General features: G+C 45.4%; 21 protein-coding genes. 7 read left to right on the top strand and 14 right to left on the bottom strand.

Features of this window, described 5'->3' with window-relative positions; all coding sequences use genetic code 11:
- The first annotated feature begins 278 nt into the window (after positions 1–278).
- Entirely contained in the window at positions 279–1,715 is a 1,437-nt protein-coding gene (locus QT979_RS01445) for a tetratricopeptide repeat-containing serine protease family protein (protein ID WP_333307762.1), read from the top strand.
- 18 nt (positions 1,716–1,733) lie between these two features.
- Positions 1,734–3,158 (top strand): tetratricopeptide repeat-containing serine protease family protein, encoded by a 1,425-nt coding sequence (locus QT979_RS01440; protein WP_333307760.1) that lies wholly within the window; start codon positions 1,734–1,736, stop codon positions 3,156–3,158.
- Between the two features lie 155 nt (positions 3,159–3,313).
- Here QT979_RS01440 and QT979_RS01435 read toward each other — a convergent pair whose 3' ends face one another.
- The 5 genes from QT979_RS01435 to QT979_RS01415 all read right to left on the bottom strand — a co-directional run bounded on the left by QT979_RS01435 (position 3,314) and on the right by QT979_RS01415 (position 6,691).
- The gene (locus tag QT979_RS01435; RefSeq protein ID WP_333307758.1) at positions 3,314–3,505 is read right to left on the bottom strand and encodes a hypothetical protein; all 192 of its coding nucleotides are present in this window, start codon (positions 3,503–3,505) and stop codon (positions 3,314–3,316) included.
- On the bottom strand, positions 3,495–4,064 hold the full coding sequence (locus tag QT979_RS01430) for a zeta toxin family protein (RefSeq protein ID WP_333307756.1): 570 nt from the start codon (positions 4,062–4,064) through the stop codon (positions 3,495–3,497). Before QT979_RS01430 ends, QT979_RS01435 begins: the two co-directional genes overlap by 11 nt.
- Positions 4,057–4,410: a hypothetical protein gene (locus tag QT979_RS01425; RefSeq protein WP_333307754.1), complete on the bottom strand. Its 354-nt coding sequence runs from the start codon at positions 4,408–4,410 to the stop codon at positions 4,057–4,059. The genes QT979_RS01430 and QT979_RS01425 overlap by 8 nt, the downstream gene beginning before the upstream one ends.
- Positions 4,411–4,434: 24 nt before the next feature.
- On the bottom strand, positions 4,435–5,895 hold the full coding sequence (locus QT979_RS01420; protein ID WP_333307752.1) for a serine/threonine-protein kinase: 1,461 nt from the start codon (positions 5,893–5,895) through the stop codon (positions 4,435–4,437).
- 127 nt (positions 5,896–6,022) lie between these two features.
- The gene (locus tag QT979_RS01415; RefSeq protein ID WP_333173180.1) at positions 6,023–6,691 is read right to left on the bottom strand and encodes an HAS-barrel domain-containing protein; all 669 of its coding nucleotides are present in this window, start codon (positions 6,689–6,691) and stop codon (positions 6,023–6,025) included.
- A gap of 80 nt (positions 6,692–6,771) precedes the next feature.
- On the opposite strand from QT979_RS01415, the gene QT979_RS01410 reads away from it, so the two are divergent.
- Positions 6,772–6,912 (top strand): hypothetical protein, encoded by a 141-nt coding sequence (locus QT979_RS01410; RefSeq protein WP_333307750.1) that lies wholly within the window; start codon positions 6,772–6,774, stop codon positions 6,910–6,912.
- A gap of 67 nt (positions 6,913–6,979) precedes the next feature.
- Here the strand turns inward: QT979_RS01410 and QT979_RS01405 are convergent, their stop codons facing one another.
- A complete protein-coding gene (locus QT979_RS01405) occupies positions 6,980–7,171 on the bottom strand; it encodes an NAD(P)H dehydrogenase subunit NdhS (RefSeq protein ID WP_015175937.1) in 192 nt (63 codons plus the stop codon).
- A 131-nt stretch (positions 7,172–7,302) separates the two neighbouring features.
- Positions 7,303–8,373 carry an Mrp/NBP35 family ATP-binding protein gene (locus tag QT979_RS01400; protein ID WP_006631390.1) on the bottom strand — a complete coding sequence of 357 codons (1,071 nt, stop codon included), beginning with the start codon at positions 8,371–8,373 and terminating at the stop codon, positions 7,303–7,305.
- Between the two features lie 281 nt (positions 8,374–8,654).
- Here QT979_RS01400 and hemF point away from each other — a divergent pair, with 281 nt between their 5' ends.
- Positions 8,655–9,698 (top strand): oxygen-dependent coproporphyrinogen oxidase, encoded by a 1,044-nt coding sequence (hemF, locus tag QT979_RS01395; protein WP_333211153.1) that lies wholly within the window; start codon positions 8,655–8,657, stop codon positions 9,696–9,698.
- 57 nt (positions 9,699–9,755) lie between these two features.
- Complete coding sequence (locus QT979_RS01390) at positions 9,756–10,118, top strand: STAS domain-containing protein (RefSeq protein WP_006631392.1); 363 nt, start codon at positions 9,756–9,758, stop codon at positions 10,116–10,118.
- A 245-nt stretch (positions 10,119–10,363) separates the two neighbouring features.
- On the opposite strand, the gene QT979_RS01385 is transcribed toward QT979_RS01390, so the two are convergent.
- Complete coding sequence (locus QT979_RS01385) at positions 10,364–10,984, bottom strand: chromophore lyase CpcT/CpeT (RefSeq protein WP_333211155.1); 621 nt, start codon at positions 10,982–10,984, stop codon at positions 10,364–10,366.
- A 471-nt stretch (positions 10,985–11,455) separates the two neighbouring features.
- Between QT979_RS01385 and psb29 the strand changes: the two genes are divergently transcribed.
- Complete coding sequence (gene psb29 / locus QT979_RS01380; protein WP_333211156.1) at positions 11,456–12,169, top strand: photosystem II biogenesis protein Psp29; 714 nt, start codon at positions 11,456–11,458, stop codon at positions 12,167–12,169.
- 231 nt (positions 12,170–12,400) lie between these two features.
- Here the strand turns inward: psb29 and QT979_RS01375 are convergent, their stop codons facing one another.
- From QT979_RS01375 to QT979_RS01355, 5 genes are all read right to left on the bottom strand, one after another.
- Positions 12,401–12,937: a late competence development ComFB family protein gene (locus tag QT979_RS01375; RefSeq protein ID WP_006631395.1), complete on the bottom strand. Its 537-nt coding sequence runs from the start codon at positions 12,935–12,937 to the stop codon at positions 12,401–12,403.
- A 208-nt stretch (positions 12,938–13,145) separates the two neighbouring features.
- Positions 13,146–14,087, bottom strand: coding sequence for a M23 family metallopeptidase (locus QT979_RS01370; RefSeq protein WP_333211158.1), 942 nt, complete (start codon positions 14,085–14,087; stop codon positions 13,146–13,148).
- A gap of 713 nt (positions 14,088–14,800) precedes the next feature.
- Complete coding sequence (locus QT979_RS01365) at positions 14,801–15,028, bottom strand: hypothetical protein (protein WP_333211160.1); 228 nt, start codon at positions 15,026–15,028, stop codon at positions 14,801–14,803.
- Positions 15,029–15,080: 52 nt separating this feature from the next.
- Positions 15,081–16,607, bottom strand: a complete 1,527-nt coding sequence (locus QT979_RS01360) for a phosphomannomutase/phosphoglucomutase (protein WP_333307747.1) — start codon at positions 16,605–16,607, stop codon at positions 15,081–15,083.
- A 331-nt stretch (positions 16,608–16,938) separates the two neighbouring features.
- Positions 16,939–17,844, bottom strand: a complete 906-nt coding sequence (locus QT979_RS01355; RefSeq protein WP_333307745.1) for a D-hexose-6-phosphate mutarotase — start codon at positions 17,842–17,844, stop codon at positions 16,939–16,941.
- Here QT979_RS01355 and QT979_RS01350 point away from each other — a divergent pair.
- The gene (locus QT979_RS01350) at positions 17,843–18,034 is read left to right on the top strand and encodes a hypothetical protein (RefSeq protein ID WP_333307743.1); all 192 of its coding nucleotides are present in this window, start codon (positions 17,843–17,845) and stop codon (positions 18,032–18,034) included. The genes QT979_RS01355 and QT979_RS01350 overlap by 2 nt on opposite strands.
- On the opposite strand, the gene QT979_RS01345 is transcribed toward QT979_RS01350, so the two are convergent.
- Positions 18,025–18,165, bottom strand: a complete 141-nt coding sequence (locus QT979_RS01345) for a hypothetical protein (protein ID WP_333307741.1) — start codon at positions 18,163–18,165, stop codon at positions 18,025–18,027. The genes QT979_RS01350 and QT979_RS01345 overlap by 10 nt on opposite strands.
- Between the last annotated feature and the right edge of the window lie 359 nt (positions 18,166–18,524).

The following is an 18,524-nucleotide window of genomic DNA, read 5'->3' as shown; positions in this document are numbered from 1 at the left end:
GTGAAATCAGCAGCCCGACACGGAGGGACACGGATAGACGGATTTGCGATCGGGCTTTTGGTTGTCCAATACGAGGACTGACGCATAAATACTAAAGAAACCGGGTTTTTTACCCGTGTTAAAGGCTCTATTGCAGTATTTTCGTAAAAAACCCGGTTTCTGGCTCCATGACTAAATATCTCAAATCTGCTACCTAAAATTTCAAATCAAATCATCCGTGTATCCGTGTCCAAATCTGTGTAGTGCGCTTTCTCTCTCTATTCTTAAACCCAAAATCAATGAACTTCTTTAATAAAATTCCCATCGCATTGATTGGTACTGTTGCAACAATTGTCATCGCACAACCAACCGCAGTTTTCGCAATATCTGCTGATGAAGTTGGCAAAATAGCTAAATCAATCACTGTCCTGATTGACAGTAAAAATCCTGGTTCGGGAATCATTATCAAACGGAATGGCAACACTTACACGGTAATCACAGCCCGTCACGTTTTCAAAGATGCTCAAGCTAAATATGAGATTGTCACCCCTGATGATAAGCGGTATTTACTCAATTACAGCAGTGTGAAAAAACTGCCAAATATGGACTTAGCAGTTGTCGAGTTTACCAGCAGTCAAACTTACAGCGTTGCTAAGATTGGCAACTCGGATTTGGCGACAGAAGGGAAAGCGGCTTATGTGGCAGGGTTTCCGAAGACTTCAGGGGCGATTAATACTTCGATTTACAATTTCACTGATGGGCGGATTACTGCTAATGCTTCTAAACCAATAAATGATGATGGTTATGCGTTGGTTTATAGTAATAATACGTTGCCGGGAATGAGCGGGGGGCCGGTGTTGAATGAGAATGGCGAGGTGGTGGGAATTCACGGGAGGGCGGATACGAGGGCGGCAGAATCTAGCAGTATTAATCAGAATATTCAAATTGCGAAGACTGGTTTTAATCTGGGGATTCCGATTAATACAAGTTTGAGATTGTTGGCTTCATCTCAAGTGGATGTAGGGGTGAAGGTTCCGAGTGCGCCTATGGTGACTGGGCCGAAAGCTGATGATTTCTTTATTCAGGGTGAGGAAAAGTTAAATAAAGGAGATTATCAGGGTGCTGTAGCCGCTTATAGTCAAGCAATTCAGCTTAATCCTAATTATGCAGATGCCTACATAGGCCGAGGAAGTACCCTAAATATTTTGGGAAATAATCAGGCTGCTCTTGATGATTATAACCAAGCTTTGCGAATCAATCCTAATATAGCTAGTGTTTATGCTGGCAGGGCAATGATACGGATGAGCTTGGGAGATAAGCAGGGTGCAATAGATGATTTGAATCAAATTGTGCAAATTAATCCTAATGATGCTGATTCCTACAACAACCGAGGAATTGCCCGCTCTTTCTTGAAAGACAGGGAGGGAGCAATCAAAGATTATACTCAAGCCCTGAGTATAGATCCCAACCGTTTTGAGTTTTACTTTAACCGAGGCGTTGCCCGCAAGGATTCGGGAGATCACAAGGGTGGGCTTGCGGATTTCAGTCAAGCCTTGCGAATTAATCCTAACTTTGCCCAAGCATATTACAGTCGTGGGTTCTCACGCTATAAACTGGGAGATCAACAGGGTGCAATTCAAGACTTACAGAAAGCCGCCGACTTATTTTTGGAGCAAGGAAATATAGATCAGTACCAAAATGCCCTAAAAATAATTAGGATATTTAGCATATTTTAATAGGCTCAGCTAATATCAATGAACTTCTCTAACAAACTTCCGATCGCATTGATTGGTACAGTTGCAACAATTATCATCGCACAGCCACTAGCAGTTTTCGCCATATCTCGCGAAGAAGTGGACAAGATTGCTGAATCAATCACGGTGTTAATTGACAGCAAAGAGCCTGGTTCCGGTGTAATTGTTAAGCGGGAAGGCAACGTTTATACGGTGCTGACAGCCCGTCACGTTTTCAAAGATGCTCAAGCTAAATATGAGATTGTCACCCCTGACGACAAGCGGTATTTGCTCACTTACAGCAGTATCAAAAAACTGCCAAATGTTGACTTGGCTGTTGTACAGTTTACCAGCAGTCAAAATTATAGCGTGGCTAAGATTGGCAACTCAGATTTGTCAATCAGAGGGAAACAGGTTTATGTGGCTGGTTTCCCGAAGACTTCACCAGCAATTAATCGCTCGATTTATCAATTTGAGAAAGGGGAGGTTACTGCTAATGCTTCTCGACCTTTAGAAGATGGTTATGCGTTGGTTTATAGTAACAATACGCTGCCGGGAATGAGCGGGGGGCCGGTGTTGAATGAGAGTGGAGAGGTGGTGGGAATTCACGGTAGAGGAGAAACTACGGCTGTTCCATCTGATATTAACCCAAGGATTGCCGTACTTAAAACTAATCGGAATCTGGGGATTCCGATTAATACAAGTTTGAGATTGTTGGCATCAGCTCAAGTCGATGTAGGGGTGAAGGTTCCGAGTGCGCCAGTGGCGACTGGGCCGAAAGCTGATGATTTCTTTATTCAGGCTTGGGATAAGTATGAAAAAGGAGATTATCAGGGTTCTGTAGTGGCTTACACTCAAGCAATTGTGCTTAATCCTAATTATGCCGATGCCTACTTCAGTCGCGGAACAGTCCGCTATAAGTTAGGAGACGAGCAGAGTGCAATAGCTGATTTCAACCAAGCTTTAAAAATTAATCCTAGCTATGCCGAGGCCTACTACAACCGGGGAGTTGCCCGCTATGATTTAGGAGACAAGCAGGGTGCTGTAGCCGATTTTAACCAAGCTTTACGAATTAATCCTAACTCTGTCGATTCCTACAACAACCGGGGTATGGCCCGCTCTAATTTAGGAGACAAGCAGGGTGCTGTAGCCGATTACAACGAAGCTTTGCGAATTGATCCTAACTATGCCAAGGCCTACTTAAACCGGGGAAATGCCCGCTTTAAATTAGGAGACAAGCAGGGTGCGCTCGCCGATTTCAGCCAAGCTTTGCGAATTAATCCTAACTATGCCAAGGCTTACAACAACCGGGGACTTGCCCGTTCTGAATTAGGAGACAAGCAGGGTGCAATTCAAGACTATCAGAAAGCAGCAAACTTATTTCAGCAGCAAGGAGATAAAGATAACTCTCAAAAAGCCCTTAATAATCTTAGGAAACTTCAGTAAAATGATCATTTGTCATACTTCAAATTAAAACGTCAGCGACACGAACGTTTAGATGGTAAATATCGGCGAGTGCAAGAAAAAGTAGCCAAATCCTAAATAATTGCCCAAATCTTTTGACTACAATATCTGTTGCTGATTTGATGGCAAAATAAGGATTAACTATCATTATCTAATTTCAGGGGAGGAATTTGATCGGCAGTTAAAGTAATTACTTTGCCATCTTGCCAAATGCTAATTGATTCCCCTAATTTGCGGTGTTTTTCTATGGCTTTAGCAATAGCAATTTTAACTCCGGCATCAATTTTTTGATGGAGTTCTGTTAGGGTAATTTGCGGTTTACGATCCAAGGGTGATTTGGTTCCAGATTGGAGGCTCATAAATATTTTCCTCTTGATTGTTACCGGATGCTGCCACTAATTGAGGTTGACTTTTAGTATTATCATACACCATCCAAGTATCGCATAAAGGTAAATACAAATCTATTAAGTTTTTCCGTCCCCGTTCGTAGCGACGGCGGATAGTATCTTCTGGGATATTGTGGCCCCCACTTTCTACCCGTCGGCGTACCCGCGCAATGGCTAATTCAGGACTTTGCAACCAAAAATAAATTAAGTTGATTTGATAACCTTTGGTTTTACACTCTCGCAAAAATCGGGCAAAATTTCGAGCAGCTAAAGTAGTTTCAAAAGCAAAATCAGCTTCAGCCTTGACTAAAGTTGATAGCCTTTCTAACATTAATCGTCCCGATTGAATAGCTACAGATTCAGGGTTAAAAGGAGAAAGACCCGCCGCTATTTCATCTGCGTTGACATATTCAAAAACTTCTAGGAAGTAGGGTAAAATTTCCCTAGCGGCGGTGGTTTTTCCCGAACCGTTAGCACCGCCAATAATGTATAAATTAGGCATCTAATAAGTTATTAGTTTTAACTAAAATATTCTGTAACTTGCGCGCCCAATCTCCTACCCCCTTATAGCAAAATTCCCAATCTGCAAAATCAATCTCCCACAAATTATTAATCTTTAACTCCAGATTTTCGATAAAAACTTCATCTTCAGAAACTCGCTGGTTAAAAGTGAGATAATCCATCCCATATTTAGCTTGATACTGAGCATTTCTTTGTCGAAGTTCAGCAACTTTTGCGGTAATCTGCTCGATGGTATAGCGTTGGATTGCCAAATCCATAGCCGCTTGCAAGTCACCCAAAGCACTCAACACTTCAACATATTCATCTTTGATTGATACTGTCACCATAATCTGACAACTGCCTCAATAAGTTTATCTCGTGCTTTGAACTTCCAGCGACTTAATCATTTTCTCAACAACAGGCAAAAACTGCTCGTACTTCCCCGCTTCCGCCTCATAGGTAATCAAATAAGCCTTATCATTTTTCATCGTCCAAACATTCAACTTTTTTAACTCTTGATTCCCTTCTTTTGTTGTATAAACTACTCTATACCCGCTTTTGCCTGCTAAAGTCGATTCACCCTCTTCAGCTATCTTAGCATTTTTATCTAAATTTAGGATTTCTTGTTTAGATAACTTCGTATATTCATCGAGGGTTTTATTATTCGTCGTAGATTCGACTGTCACAATCAGCCGTTCTTGAAATTTATCAGCATCGCTTTCTTTCGGTGAAATAAATTTAACTACCTCTTGGGTAACGGCGTTAGACTCTTCTTGTTTAGTCCAATTATCGGGATATTTAATCTTGATTCCTTGGGCTGTATTATCATAACTTGCCAGATTGTCCGCAGCCTCCAATCCCATAAATTTTCTAATTTCTGGTGTAAACAATGCTGCTACACCAAATATAGCAGCCAAACCAACCCCAAGCAAACCAATTTTATTATCTCGCGTCCAGTTACTCATTAATGTCAATAAGTTAGGAGATGATACTAAAGTAGAAGATGGTCGAACTCTCCTCAAATTGTTGAAAGCTTGCAATACCTCTGCGGCAGACTGGTAGCGATCGCGAAAATGATAGCGCACCATTTTGTTTAAAATATTAGCAAAACCGGCGCTAACTGGGACGCGATCGCGCCAAATAATTTCACCGTTAGCATCTTTTGGCAACTCGTGAGGAAGTATGCCAGTCAGCCATTCAATGGCAGTCACTCCCACAGCATAAATATCGCTGCTAAAGTTAGGCTGTCCGTTATTTTGTTCCGCTGGCATATAGCCACCTGTGCCGATGCAAATAGTCGGCGGAGTTTGCCCTGTGGTGTTAGCTATTTGAGTGCTAATTTGTTTGACCGCCCCAAAATCAATTAAGAATATTTTGCCGTCTGAATTGCGCCTCATTAAATTAGCAGGTTTAATATCCCGGTGAATGACTTTGTGCTGCTGAACAAATACCAATATTTCTATGATCTCCTGCAAAATAGCCATAACTTCCGACTCCCTAAGCTGCTGGCCAGGAGTAATTTCTTTACTTAAATCTCTCCCCTCAATCAACTCTTGAACTAAATAAAATTCTTGATTTTCCTCAAAATGATCCAAAAGTTCGGGAATCTGAGGATGAGTTCCTAGTTGGTGGAGGGTGTCTGTTTCTGTTTTAAATAAACGTCTAGCTATACTTAGAGTTTGCGGATCTGTAAACTGTGGCTTGAGTTGCTTGACGACACACCGAAGATTACCCGATCGCTTTTGATCTTCAGCCAGGTAAGTCTGACCGAAGCCACCGCCTCCCAAGTGTTTTATGATGTGGTAGCGTCCTGCGAGTGTTTGTCCTTGCATGAGAGTTATGTTGGGTAGCAGTAGGGTCGGGGCTGAACTATTGATAGCTTAGTTGAGTTTGGGAAACCTGTCATCTTTAACGGCTAGGTTGAGGCTATCTCGATTTTGTAGTTATAACAGTTTTCCCCTACGGATGAATCTGACTCAAAATCACCCTCAACCTGTCATAATCATCCTTCAGCAAAACACTCAAACTCCTCCCCGCTTCCACCAACCAAGATCGATCGCGCATCCGCAACTGATAAATCTCCCGAATCGCCGCCGCCGTCAGCGCATCCACCGGCGCATTAGCCACCCCCAGCAGCGTCCTCAAAAAATCCAACTGCACCGTAAAATCAATCACCTCATCCGGTTCGCAGCGATAAACCGCCTGGTGAATTTGCGGCGGGCGCGGCGGCAAATACTGATAAATTTTACCCCTAGATGGGCCGTGGCCGTTCAACCTTTCCGGCGCAGCCTCATACCCGACAATCGCCACTCGAAACTCGGTTTTGAGCATCGCAAAAATCTGCGGTTGTTCTTCCCGCAACTCTTCCAGCGACAAACCCAAAGCGCGAGCTCTGTGCACGGAGTCGATCGGGCTAGTCGTAGCGTAATAAACCACGCCGTAAATTTGATTTTTCGACTCTTCATCCTCGGCCTTCACCCAACTCCCAAAAGGCGGCATCACGGGAAAGCTTAAGTCTTCCGGTTCCAAACATTGAGCCAAAAACTCCGAAGTTGCCGTCTCGATCACCTCAGCAATGCGATCGGGATGGCGCTCTTTTGTAGCAAATTGGGGTAAAGGTAAACGCATATTATATCGATTCCGGTGCAACCGGAATCATTGTTGACTGTTGACTGTTGACTGTTGACTGTTGACTGTGAGTCAAAAAAATGAAAATTGCGCGAATTATTTGTTGGCAGCTTGATTCTACTTTACGCCCGACGATGAAGCGCGGATTTGATATCATTCCGGCGCAGCCGGAATTGATATTAGTCAGTTGGCAGTTGGTTGTTATTGATTATTATTTGTAAGTGGGTACTAATAAACAATAACTGACAACTGACAACTGACAACTGACAACTGTCAACAACCAACTGACTATTTCGCGCGACCAGCCGTAGCATCGACAAGTTCCAACTGCGACAAGCGGAACGTAATCAGCTTGTCCCAATTGCCGCCTTCAAACAGTACCGCGACCTTTCCGTCGCTAACTCGCTGGACTTGTCCTTGAAAGGCGTAGTAAATCTCACCCTTATCTTTAACTCGAACTGCCGAACCTGGAAAAATCATAATTCTTTGAATGTTAAGTTTGCTGGTTATAGTTTACCTTTTCTCGTTTCTAGTTCCCAAGCAGAGCCTGAGAACTAGGCAAATCTTCCTCAACCGGAAGACGCGAGGCAAAGCCCCGAAACGAGAGTTTGTTAGGCTAAAGCTGCTACGGAAACTTTACCGGCAATGCGGCCCGCGATCGCCCGCAACTCTCTAGCTGAAGCAGAACCCGGTTGCCCCACCACGATCGGCACCCCCGAATCGCCACCTTCCCGCAACGGAATTTCCAGCGGAATGCGGCCTAACAGCGGCACTCCCAACTCAGCAGCAGTCTTTTCCCCGCCACCAGAACCGAAAATATCGTATTGCTTATCGGGCATATCCGGCGGTACAAAATAGCTCATGTTTTCCACAATTCCCAACACCGACACTCCCAACTGCTGGAACATCTTTAACCCCTTGCGGGAGTCTAACAATGCCACAGTCTGCGGCGTCGTCACGATCACGACACCAGCCATCGGCACCGCTTGCGCCATTGTCAACTGCGCGTCTCCAGTACCCGGAGGCATATCGACAATCAAATAGTCTAAATCGCCCCAATTCACCTGATAGAGGAACTGCCGGATGATCCCGTTTAACATCGGGCCGCGCCAAATCACGGGTTGGTCTTTGTCAATTAAAAACGCCATCGACACCAATTTGACGCCGTAATTAAACGCGGGTTCGAGGCTTTCCCCGCTTTTTCCGTCCCTAACCATCACTTTCGCGTCCCCCAGACCCAACATTGTCGGGTCGTTGGGCCCATAGATATCGGCATCCAGCAAACCCACCTTAGCGCCGGTTTGCGCCAGCGCTACTGCCACATTTACCGCCACCGTGCTTTTGCCGACGCCACCTTTGCCACTGGAAATTGCGATAATATTTTTCACTCCTTCAATGCCTTGGCGATCGACCACTCCCTTCTGCTGCGGCGTCTCGGCTGTCACCTCCACCGCCACTTTTTCGACTCCTGGCAACTGTTTGACCGCTTTTTGGCAATCTTCGACAATAAATTCTCGCAGCGGGCAAGCAGGTGTTGTCAGCACCAAGGTGAAACTGACGACACCGCCGTCAATTTTTATGTTACGAATCATGTTCAATTCCACCAAACTCTTTTGTAGTTCGGGGTCTTGCACGGGTCGCAGGATTTCTAAGACTGAACTAACATCGAGTGTATTGGGCATTGTGTTCTCCACCATAGCTCTGCAATTGGGTTAGCGAATTTTCGATCGCACGTTTAAGTATATTTTTATTGCTATTTTTTAATGTAACTTCATAGCGATCATTTGCAGACCTACGGTGGCATAATTACATGACGACTGGATTTGGGACTCACGGTCAAGCTCAAACTCAAATGCGATCGGCAAGAATTTCTACGACCGAAAGCAATTTGGTCACAATCCCCGAATTGATCCGTGGTCGCAATTCTTCAATCTAAAATCTAAAATCTAAAATCTAAAATCGGATGACAGTTTCTACAACACTTAAAACCGCCACTTCCCCGTTTTTGCCGCCCGCTGACTCTAGAGCTAGAGTCAGCCAATTTATGAAAACCCTACAAGACGAAATTTGTCAATCCCTCGAACAGCTCGATGGCGTTGGCAAATTTAAGGAGGACGCTTGGGAACGATCCGAAGGTGGCGGCGGACGTTCTCGCGTCATGCGGGAAGGCAATGTTTTTGAACAAGGTGGAGTCAATTTTTCCCAAGTGTGGGGCGAAAGTTTGCCGGCTTTGATTCTGGCAAAGCACCCAGAAGCCGCAGGTCACGATTTCTATGCAACTGGCACTTCGATGGTGCTGCACCCCCGCAATCCCTACTTGCCTACGGTTCACCTGAATTACCGCTATTTTGAGGCTGGGCCGATTTGGTGGTTTGGCGGCGGTGTGGATTTGACTCCTTATTACCCGTTGGCTGAGGATGCAGCTCATTTTCACAAAACTCTGAAAGCAGCTTGCGATCGCCACCATCCCGGATATTATCCGACATTTAAACTTTGGTGCGACGAATATTTTTACCTCCCCCACCGCCAAGAAACCCGCGGGGTGGGCGGCCTATTTTTTGACTACCAAAGCGCTCAAGGCCCGCTTTACCGCGACCATCATGTCAAAGGCAAGGCGGCTGAGTGCAGCAACAACATTGGGGCGCCGGAACCTAGGACTTGGGAGTCGCTGTTCGCCTTCGTACAGGATTGTGGCCGGGCATTTTTGCCGGCTTACACCCCTATTATTGAAAAGCACCGATCGAAAGAATACGGCGAGCGCGAGCGTAATTTCCAACTTTACCGCCGCGGCCGTTACGTTGAATTTAACTTGGTGTACGATCGAGGCACGACCTTTGGCTTGCAGACCAACGGACGCACGGAATCGATTCTCATGTCCCTGCCACCTTTGGTACGCTGGGAATATTGTTACGAGCCAGAACCCAACTCTCCCGAAGCCGAACTCTACTCCAAGTTCTTAAAACCGCAAGATTGGGCGAATTGGATGCCTCAGCAGTCACCGACCTGAGTTAAACTACTGGGACAGTAACCACCGCGATAGATAATAAATTTGAGGGAAGGGTCAGTGATTCATATTGATCAAAAAACCCACACGCTTCAAGACGGTACAACAGTTATCGTCTTAGCACCGACAGGACGGTTGGACATCACTACAGCTTGGCAATTCCGCCTCAAGTTGCAAGAGTGTATTTCCAAACTTAGCCGCCATGTTGTAGTGAATCTTGGTCAGGTTAACTTTATCGATAGCTCTGGCCTGACCTCACTTGTAGCAGGTATGCGGGATGCGGATAAAGTTAAGGGAAGTTTCCGCATTTGCAATGTTCATCCCGAAGCCAAACTGGTGTTTGAAGTCACCATGATGGATTCTGTGTTTGAAATCTTTGAAACGGAAGAAGAAGCTCTAGAGGGGGTGCCGCGCGCAAGTTGACCACTCGCGCTTGCATCGGTTGCGGTGTCAGCGCAACTTAAGCTTGAGGCTCACAAAATGCGCCGGAACCCTGGACAAGAACAGGAAGCAGGTAAATTCTTGCCAGCTTCCTTATGCTTTCTTCCTTTCTTGAGAGGTTGAGAGGTTCACCAAAACACTAAAGTAGAAGAATAGGTCAAGGTAAAGTCTTGCCTTCTATCCTAGATAGCTATATTTTTCTTCCTTGTTTCTTGTTGCTTCTTGCTTCAAACCAATATCTCAGGAGCAAAATCCTGACGCTTGACAAATCTAAAAGGACCCATTAAAGCTCCCCAGATAGCCTGGCCTGTCGTGGGGCTTATTCCTTTGTCGTAGCTGAGGAATTCCTCGCCTGCGGCTTCAAATCCCAAGTCTACTTGGTAATTTTGCCCCCCGTAGGCAAAGCCGCAGCGAGTGCCCTCCGGCAAAGATGCCCGAAATCGATAGCCGTTTGAGGCTAAATTTTGCACCGCAACCGAGAGGGTGCAGCCGGGAAGGAGTTGGATTTGCTCCTTCGTTAGCTTTCCAAGCAAGTCGGGGTTGCAACCGGCTCCTTTGACGGCTGTAATGTCGTTGAACATATAATACTGAGCTTCAATAAGTCCTGGCGCTATCTGTGAGTGCCTCAGTTGCACTATGCGGGGGCGGTATGGCTTGTCTAATTCCAAAATGTTGGCTTGTTCGGCAAACAGGGCAATGCTGGGTTCGGAAAATAAAGGAACGGGTAGTGGTCTTTGCCACATACGAAGGTGGACGTACCACGCCGGCTCTGCTAGCGCTTGTTCTCGGTTGTCAAATTCGCCCGCCATGTACTGGGCTAAAGCTATTAATTCAGGAGAAATTGTCATGTTTGTTTTTTGACGATTAGGGATTGACAAGAAAAAGTTATTGTGATATGTAAGACCATATCAAGGCTGGGCAAGTCAGAAGATGAGATTTATGAGCGATCCCAGAAGAGCTATGATTGTAAAGATACTGGGTTTTTTCCCTCATATTGCGACATATTAATTGTTGCTGCCGATCGCGCGTAAAATATTTTTGATAAAATTTTGTCTCGCAAGGAGGCGGCAACGCTTAAAAAACTGGCACTTTTTGTCAGACCGATCGCAGAATTGACCCAGCCCAACAACGGATACCGTGCCACGTACTTAAGTCGTGGAAAGATAAAAATTTTAGACCAAAGTTCAAGCTCCCAGATTTATCTGTGGGGTAAATCTAAAATCTAAAATCTCAAATCTAAAATCGACTGACTCCCCCGACTTTACTCACGCCGCGCTGGCACGCCCGCTACGGCAAAATTATTTATCTATAAGACTCAGGTGAACAATAACCGTACTGTTTCAGATACTAAGCGAAGTTTCTATACGATTCACACTCGACCGATCAACTCAATTTACCGTCGAGTGGTGGAAGAGTTGATGGTAGAAATGCACCTGCTTTCGGCGAATGCCGATTTTCAATACGACCCGATTTATGCTTTGGGTGTAGTGACAGCTTTTGATCGATTCATGCTTGGGTACGCCCCAGAAGCCGACAGAGTTTCGATTTTTAACGCTTTGTGCAAGTCCCTAGAAGACGATCCAGAGCGCTACAAGCAAGACGCTCAGCGATTGGAAAGCTTGGCAGATAGACTTTCGGGGCAAGAGTTGCTCTCGTGGCTCGATCGCTCTACCAGCTTTGAAGATACAGCAGATTTGCAAGCGTCTTTAGGGGCGATCGCCAGCAACCCTCAATTTAAGTACAGTCGCTTGTTCGCGATCGGTTTGTTCTCGCTGTTAGAAAAAGCTGATCCTAACTTAGTAAAAGACCAAGAAACGCGAAACAACGCGATCGCTAAAGTCTGTGTAGCCTTGCACCTGCCAGAAGACAAAGTTAGCAAAGATTTAGATTTGTACCGCAGCAATTTGGAAAAAATGGCCCAAGCACGAATAGTGCTTCAAGATGTCATCCAAGCGGAACGAAAAAAACGCGAAAAGCGAGAAACAAAAGTTACCGCTGGCCCCTCCGGTGAGTCTTCTGACAGCAACAATTAATCGTTTGAAAGAAGAAGGAAGAAGGAAGAAGGAAGAAGGAAGAAGGAAGGAAGAAGGAAGAGAGAATTTTTTGTTTTAGGCAACAAATAAAGAAAACTCTTAAATTTTAATTTTTTGTTCTTGAATTCTGGCTTCTGCCTTCAGATGAATCTTGCTGGCTCAGAAACTAAAAATCCCGCTTTCTGAATTGAGCGGGATCGACTTAATCAAAATAGAACTGTTGGGGTGGTACTAAGGCTGGGGCTCAAAATTAGTGGCGTTAGCTTGCAGCCAAGTGCTTAGCTGTGAAAGAACTTCGTTTCCCGAAGACTTGCCCAAAGCTGTCGGGTTTGGGGTGTCGGGCCGATCCAAGTTGCGGGCGATCGCTGCGTTGACTTCTTTGGAAATCAAATCGTGAAGTTGCTCTTTAGCCCTAGCCCTTTGAAAGTGAGCTCCCTCTTCCGTCGTAGCGTACAGAGGTGGCAGCCTATTTAAAGCATAAGCTGCAATATCTCCCACATCCAAACTCAGGTCGCTCGTCGCCTCAATTTCGGCCACTCTAGCGATCGCATCGCTGAGTACCAACTCTTCCATCACGTTGATGAACTGTTTGCGTGGCAGAACTACAACTTCGCCAGTCAACAAAGAACCCATCAGACGATCGAGAGCCATGTACTCTTCGATCGACAATTCCGAAGCCGTATTGCAGATCCGTCCCACCTCAGCTTCCATAGACGGCGTTAAATAGCCATCCTGCAAAGCCTGTTCAACAATTTTTTCAATACTCATATATGCGTCCCCGCTCAACGGCATCATCAATAAAGTTTTGTGAAGACGCGATTGTTAGCGTCTTGAGATTCGAGTTTTGAGAGTTGAGTTGAGAAATTTTATACAAATCCTAACTCAATACTGATAACCCATCACAGTTATCTGCACACCCTAGCCACAAACTTACCCCATAATTGACTGATAAATCCGTCAAAACCTGTAAAAACTCCTACTCAACTCCCTGAAGTCGCCAAGGTACAGGATCGACGGACTGCCCATGCACGTAAAGTCCCCAATGCAGGTGAGGGCCTGTAGAAGCCCCTGTTGACCCCACAGTACCAATTACTTGACCGGCTTTCACGACATCGCCTTCCTTGACATCAATCCGGCTGAGGTGCATCAAAATACTTGCTACGCCCTGACCGTGGTCGATACCAACCACGTTTCCGTGGATTTTGAAGCCTTGCGATTCACGTCCCACTAGAGACACCCGACCGGCTGCTGGTGCCACTACAGGGGAACCGGAAGCACCCGCGTAATCCACGCCGCGATGGTAGTAGTCTTGAGCAAATACCCCATTATAATAGCGTCGCACCCCGTAAATAGTGGTAATTTCGCCGGAGTTGGGGCGCAACAATTTGCCGTCCCAAAATTTTTCGGGTGTCACGAGTGCTTTAAATGCGTCTACGCGATCGAATTCAGCATCTGTACCTTCCTCGTCTTTCCCAGGCGGTAGCCAGATGGATTGAGTGGGAAAATTTCGATCGCGCACTTGCACGCTCAAGTTCTGCACTTGTCCGTCACCTGCGACTTGGATTTGGCGGGCACCGGGTTTCTCTACCGGCGTCGTCGGCAACAGGGCCCGAAAGCGGCCGTTGCCGATCGGAAACGCAGGGTAGTTTTTTTGCTGTAGAGAAACTGTTGGAGTTTCCCCGCCGTTACCGTCAACTTGAATCATTACTGACAGCGTATCTCCCAGTTGGGGATTGGCCGGCGTCACAACTACCTGCAAAGCTTGCACCGGCAGGGCAAAACTCAGAAAGCCAGCAACAATTCCCCCGATCGAACTGGTGGTTAACTTGTTTGCTTTCAACTGCCCCCACCGCAAAATCCGACCCGTAACTATTTCGGCACTTAGCCCGCCGTTGCCTCGACTCACAGTCATTATCATCACTAGGTGTCCTTAATCTTTGTCTCGCTGATATATTTTTAACTATCTAGACTAACTATAGCAATCCGCAATAAGTCGAGAGAAAAAGCTTTAGGTAAAAAGCTTGGTCAATCGATTTTAGATTTTAGATTTTAGAATTGAAGCATTGACCCCACGGATAAATTCGGGCGGCAAGTTTCATCAGATACAGATTTTTTATTTCTGGATACTGAGTCTGCTTTCGGAATGAATCCGGGGGCTTGTATCCTGGATGCTTTCGGTCAAAGATTTGGAGATGAGAGACTAACTTAAATAAATGCTTAACTTGAGGTGATAAGAATAATAAAAATTCCCGTAGTGCGCGGAGAAAAGCCTGCTTGAGGCAGACGCTCACACTACAGTTTCCATTACAAATATAGGAGAGCCCAAGTTTCAACAGAAACACTCTTCATCTATAACTGGATGATTATATTTTATCAGTCCTAGCTACTATTACATAACTTTCAACAATTAGTATTAGTTATAGTTCACGCCGCTACAACAGAATTATTTTTAACTCAAGAGCAGTTAAATCAATTCTTTCTTTGCCGTTTACTTTCCGAGAACCTTCTTCAAACTCTCTAGTTATTTTAGCCTGTTTTTGGCAAAATAGTATTGATTCCCAATTTTAAAATCTCACATCTAAAATGGTATGAGATAAAAATTGAGAATGGCTATAATCTTATCACCTAAATTTATAGGGATTCAAAGGTAGCGGTGAAACCATCTAAGGTTAAGCATTCTTCCATAAATTCCTCTACATCATTGACATTCTCAAGCTGATATTCCATGATGCGTTGACCAGATCCTTTCATCTTTTTGGAAGAAAGAGGCGTAGCCGGATATTTATCAGCGATGGCTTTGAAAGCTTTGGAATGGGTATCCCAGCTTTCAGCAGAACATTGTATGGTTAAAAGCCACATGATGAAATTCCTCCTTGGGTTGGGTTTACTAATAGTCTGACACGAGTAAAACTTAGATCGATAGTGCCGAAAAATTAAGGGATTCTGTGGTTTGGAAAAAAGTTAAAAGCCGAGCCACTATGTGAGCAACACCACCCTTAACATTCGACTCCACATTCAAAGGCATCACCGGATCATGGAGTGATAAGCGTAACAGAAACCAGCCGGATTCGCTAGCTGAAGTGCAGGAAATTCGCAGACCTTCGTAGTTATTGGGAACTATTTTCCAGTCTGCTTGCGTTGAGACAAATTGTTGCAGTTGTTCAATAACCAGATAGCCGTGAGCCTTGAAATCATCCACACCAATTTTAATCCGAAATTCTGCACTTTCTTCGGGTTCTTTTAAATTCGCAATTAAATCCGGCAAAGATTGATTTGCTAGCTTTGAGTTAGCCAATTCAATCAATAATTTGCTGACCAAATAAGCGCCATCATCCAGAAAGTAATTTTCTTTCAAAGCTCCATGTCCAGAGGTTTCAATCGCCAGCCATGATTCCTGTCCGGCTTCATTGAGGCGAATCGACTCATCAATCACATTTTTGTAGCCGCGTTTAAAGCGATGGTGAATCCCTTTTAAATCTTGTTCGATGAATTGTGTCAAGCCATCGGAGGTGATAGAATCGGTGACAATAGTAGAGCCTGGGTGTTCTTTTAATACGATCGCCGAAATCAAGGCAATTAAGCGATTGCGATTGAGTTCCTTGCCAACTTGATCGACTGCAGCACTGCGATCGACATCCGTATCAAAAATAATCCCAAAATCAGCTTGGTGTTCAATTACCGCGTGACAAATTGACTGCATTGCCTGTTTATCTTCGGGATTTGGCACATGATTGGGGAAAGTACCATCGGGCTCTAAAAACTGACTGCCCGTAGTGTCAGCACCTAAAGGTTTTAAGACTTTATCAACATAAAAACCGCCAGCACCGTTTCCTGCGTCTACAACAATTTTTAATCCTGTTAGTGGTTGCTCAAAATTATCGGGATGATTGACTGATTCCCTAATCTTGGTGACAAATTGGTTAGCATAAACTGAGATAAAATCATGCTTTGTAATCTTACCGGGCGATGAGGCGGGCTGAAAGTAATTGCTTTGGGCTAGTGTTAAGATATCTGTAATATCCTGCTTTTGTAACCCACCTTTGGCGGTGAAAAACTTTAAGCCATTTCGATTAAATGGCAAATGGCTAGCAGTGAGCATAATCGCGCCGTCGCAATCAAAACCAGGAGTAATGGTACTCATAAACATGGCGGGGGTTGAGGCCATTTCAAAGTCGTACACGGTTGCACCAACTGAGGCGATTCCCTCCATGACTGCTTGCATTAAGGTTGGCCCTGATAGGCGACTGTCACGCCCGATCGCGATCGTTAATTCGGCCGCTGGCTTATTGACTTTTTGCACCAGCCAACTGACAAAGGATTTACCTAAGATTGTCGCAATTTCGGGCGTTAGGTTGACTGTTTCATTGGGAACGCCTTCGAGGGCGATACCGCGAATGTCTGATCCATTTTGAAGTTTTGTCCAGTTGAAGATTTGCATAATAATTGATGGTAAGTAAAAAGATCGGAGTCGGCGGTTGAAACCGATCGTACAAACTTTCGTTTGCCGCTAGGCGGTTCGACTCAGCTTCGCCGAAATTCTTTCACGGACTAAGAAATAAAGACGGGAGAAATCTAGAATTTGGTATTATTAGTCATTACGGTGACAGAGTTTTTCAATTCAATCAGCTAATCGGCATTTAAGTTGTATTTAAAGAAACAATCCCCGTCTTGTGGGTGGGATTTAAGCAACGCCCAAAATATCCAATTGAAATGTTGAACAGCTTACTGGAATTTTGGTCCCATCACCGCTAAGCTTAAGCTCTAATTCCTTAGCCGCGTTCAACGCTGTAAATGGCCTGCAAGCGGAACTCACCATGAGCGGGAACTTCCACAATATCTGTAGCTGCATTGGTCGTTTCTACGCACAGTAAACGCTGATAATCTGCATCATCAAGGTCGGCCATATTTGCAGAAATTGTCACCCAGGGATTCCACACTACGACGGATTTACTACCCGATGATTTAATGCGAATTCGACGATTGAGGGCGCTATCGTCAATGATTAATTCATTGGTGACATCGAGATAAATGCGATCAACTTCACCTGTTACTACCACTGCACCCACTTGAGTTTTTTCGACACCACCATCGGCTTTATCAAGATACTGGCTATTTTCTAAGCCTAAAACCTGCACGCGGTTGATATCGCCGACTTGGAAATAGGTGTGGAAAGCTTGGGTGAGGGGAAATGCTTTGTCGCCTAGATTGCGGGTGATTAATTCTACAGTGAGGCTGGTGCCGATCGTAATTGCGATCGCCAGTTCAAAAGCTTGGGGCCAAATTGCTCTAGTTTCATCGGTATCATTGAGTCCGAGAGTGACTTTGGTTGCGCCGTCGGGGGTTGTGGCGGTTTCTAGCACATTCCAGAGGCGATTCCGCACAAACCCATGACTCGGACGCCCCAAGGCTTCGGGATCTGGGCCAAACCAGGGCCAACAGATGGGTATACCGCCTTTGATGGCTTTCCCTTCTGCATAGTAGGCTTTGTCGCTGAGGAACATCAAGTCTGTGGTTTCGGTGGCTGGTTGAAAGGAGAGCACTTGACCGGAATACACAGAAATTAAGGCTTTGGCTTGACCGTTGTCGATGTGAATCATCGGGAAACCACCGTTTCCGGTGGCGAAGGTGAGGTGCCCGGCTATGCCGTAGTCTGTGTTTAATTGGTCAATACTCATGCTGTTAGCTTGGTTAATTGCTTTACAATTATCCGATATTATGGTTGCTAGATTGATTAGATTGTTGGGTGGGACGGGGAAGATGCGATCGACACTACGATGCACTCACAGAAACGGATTGGGAGTGCCAAGTGATCGCGAGGGGATGTGCGATCGCACCCACCGACACACCTTGCTGAGTTATTCGTAATCAAGCCGATCGCGTTTAGTCGCGAGATCGTTGAGGATGCGATGCCCTGATCGCCAGCTTCGGGCCAAACTATTAATCAGCAGCAACGGCTTACCTGTGCAACCTCGAATGTAGTGCATTTCACCAGCCATTCGGTCTCCAGTTCAGCCGTTAGGTTAAATTCAGTTGAGTCGATCGAGTCTATCTTCACGGCGAGCAGCAAGCATCAGTTTGGCTCCGCTGGCGCCTAAACGACGAGCAGTGGCTTCCCCTATACCATATCTGCTTGACCTGACAGTTAGGGACTCGATCACCTTTAGTGCAGTCTTTACAGGTGCGACGGCAGCTTTGTCCAACCTACATCCCGAATGGCCTTGTCATTTTGACGTATAGCGATCCTTGCAGGAGTCGTAAAAAGATGTAGGGGTAGTGCCTTTCTTTGCCTATCCCGGCCTCATGGGGCCACCACGGGGGGTTTGCCCCTACAAGAATTACACAAATGATGCGAGGA

The organism is Microcoleus sp. w2-18bC1 (assembly GCF_036700365.1).
Lineage (GTDB): Bacteria > Cyanobacteriota > Cyanobacteriia > Cyanobacteriales > Microcoleaceae > Microcoleus.
Note: the sequence above shows the minus strand (reverse complement) of the source record. Positions and strands in the feature narration are given on the sequence as shown.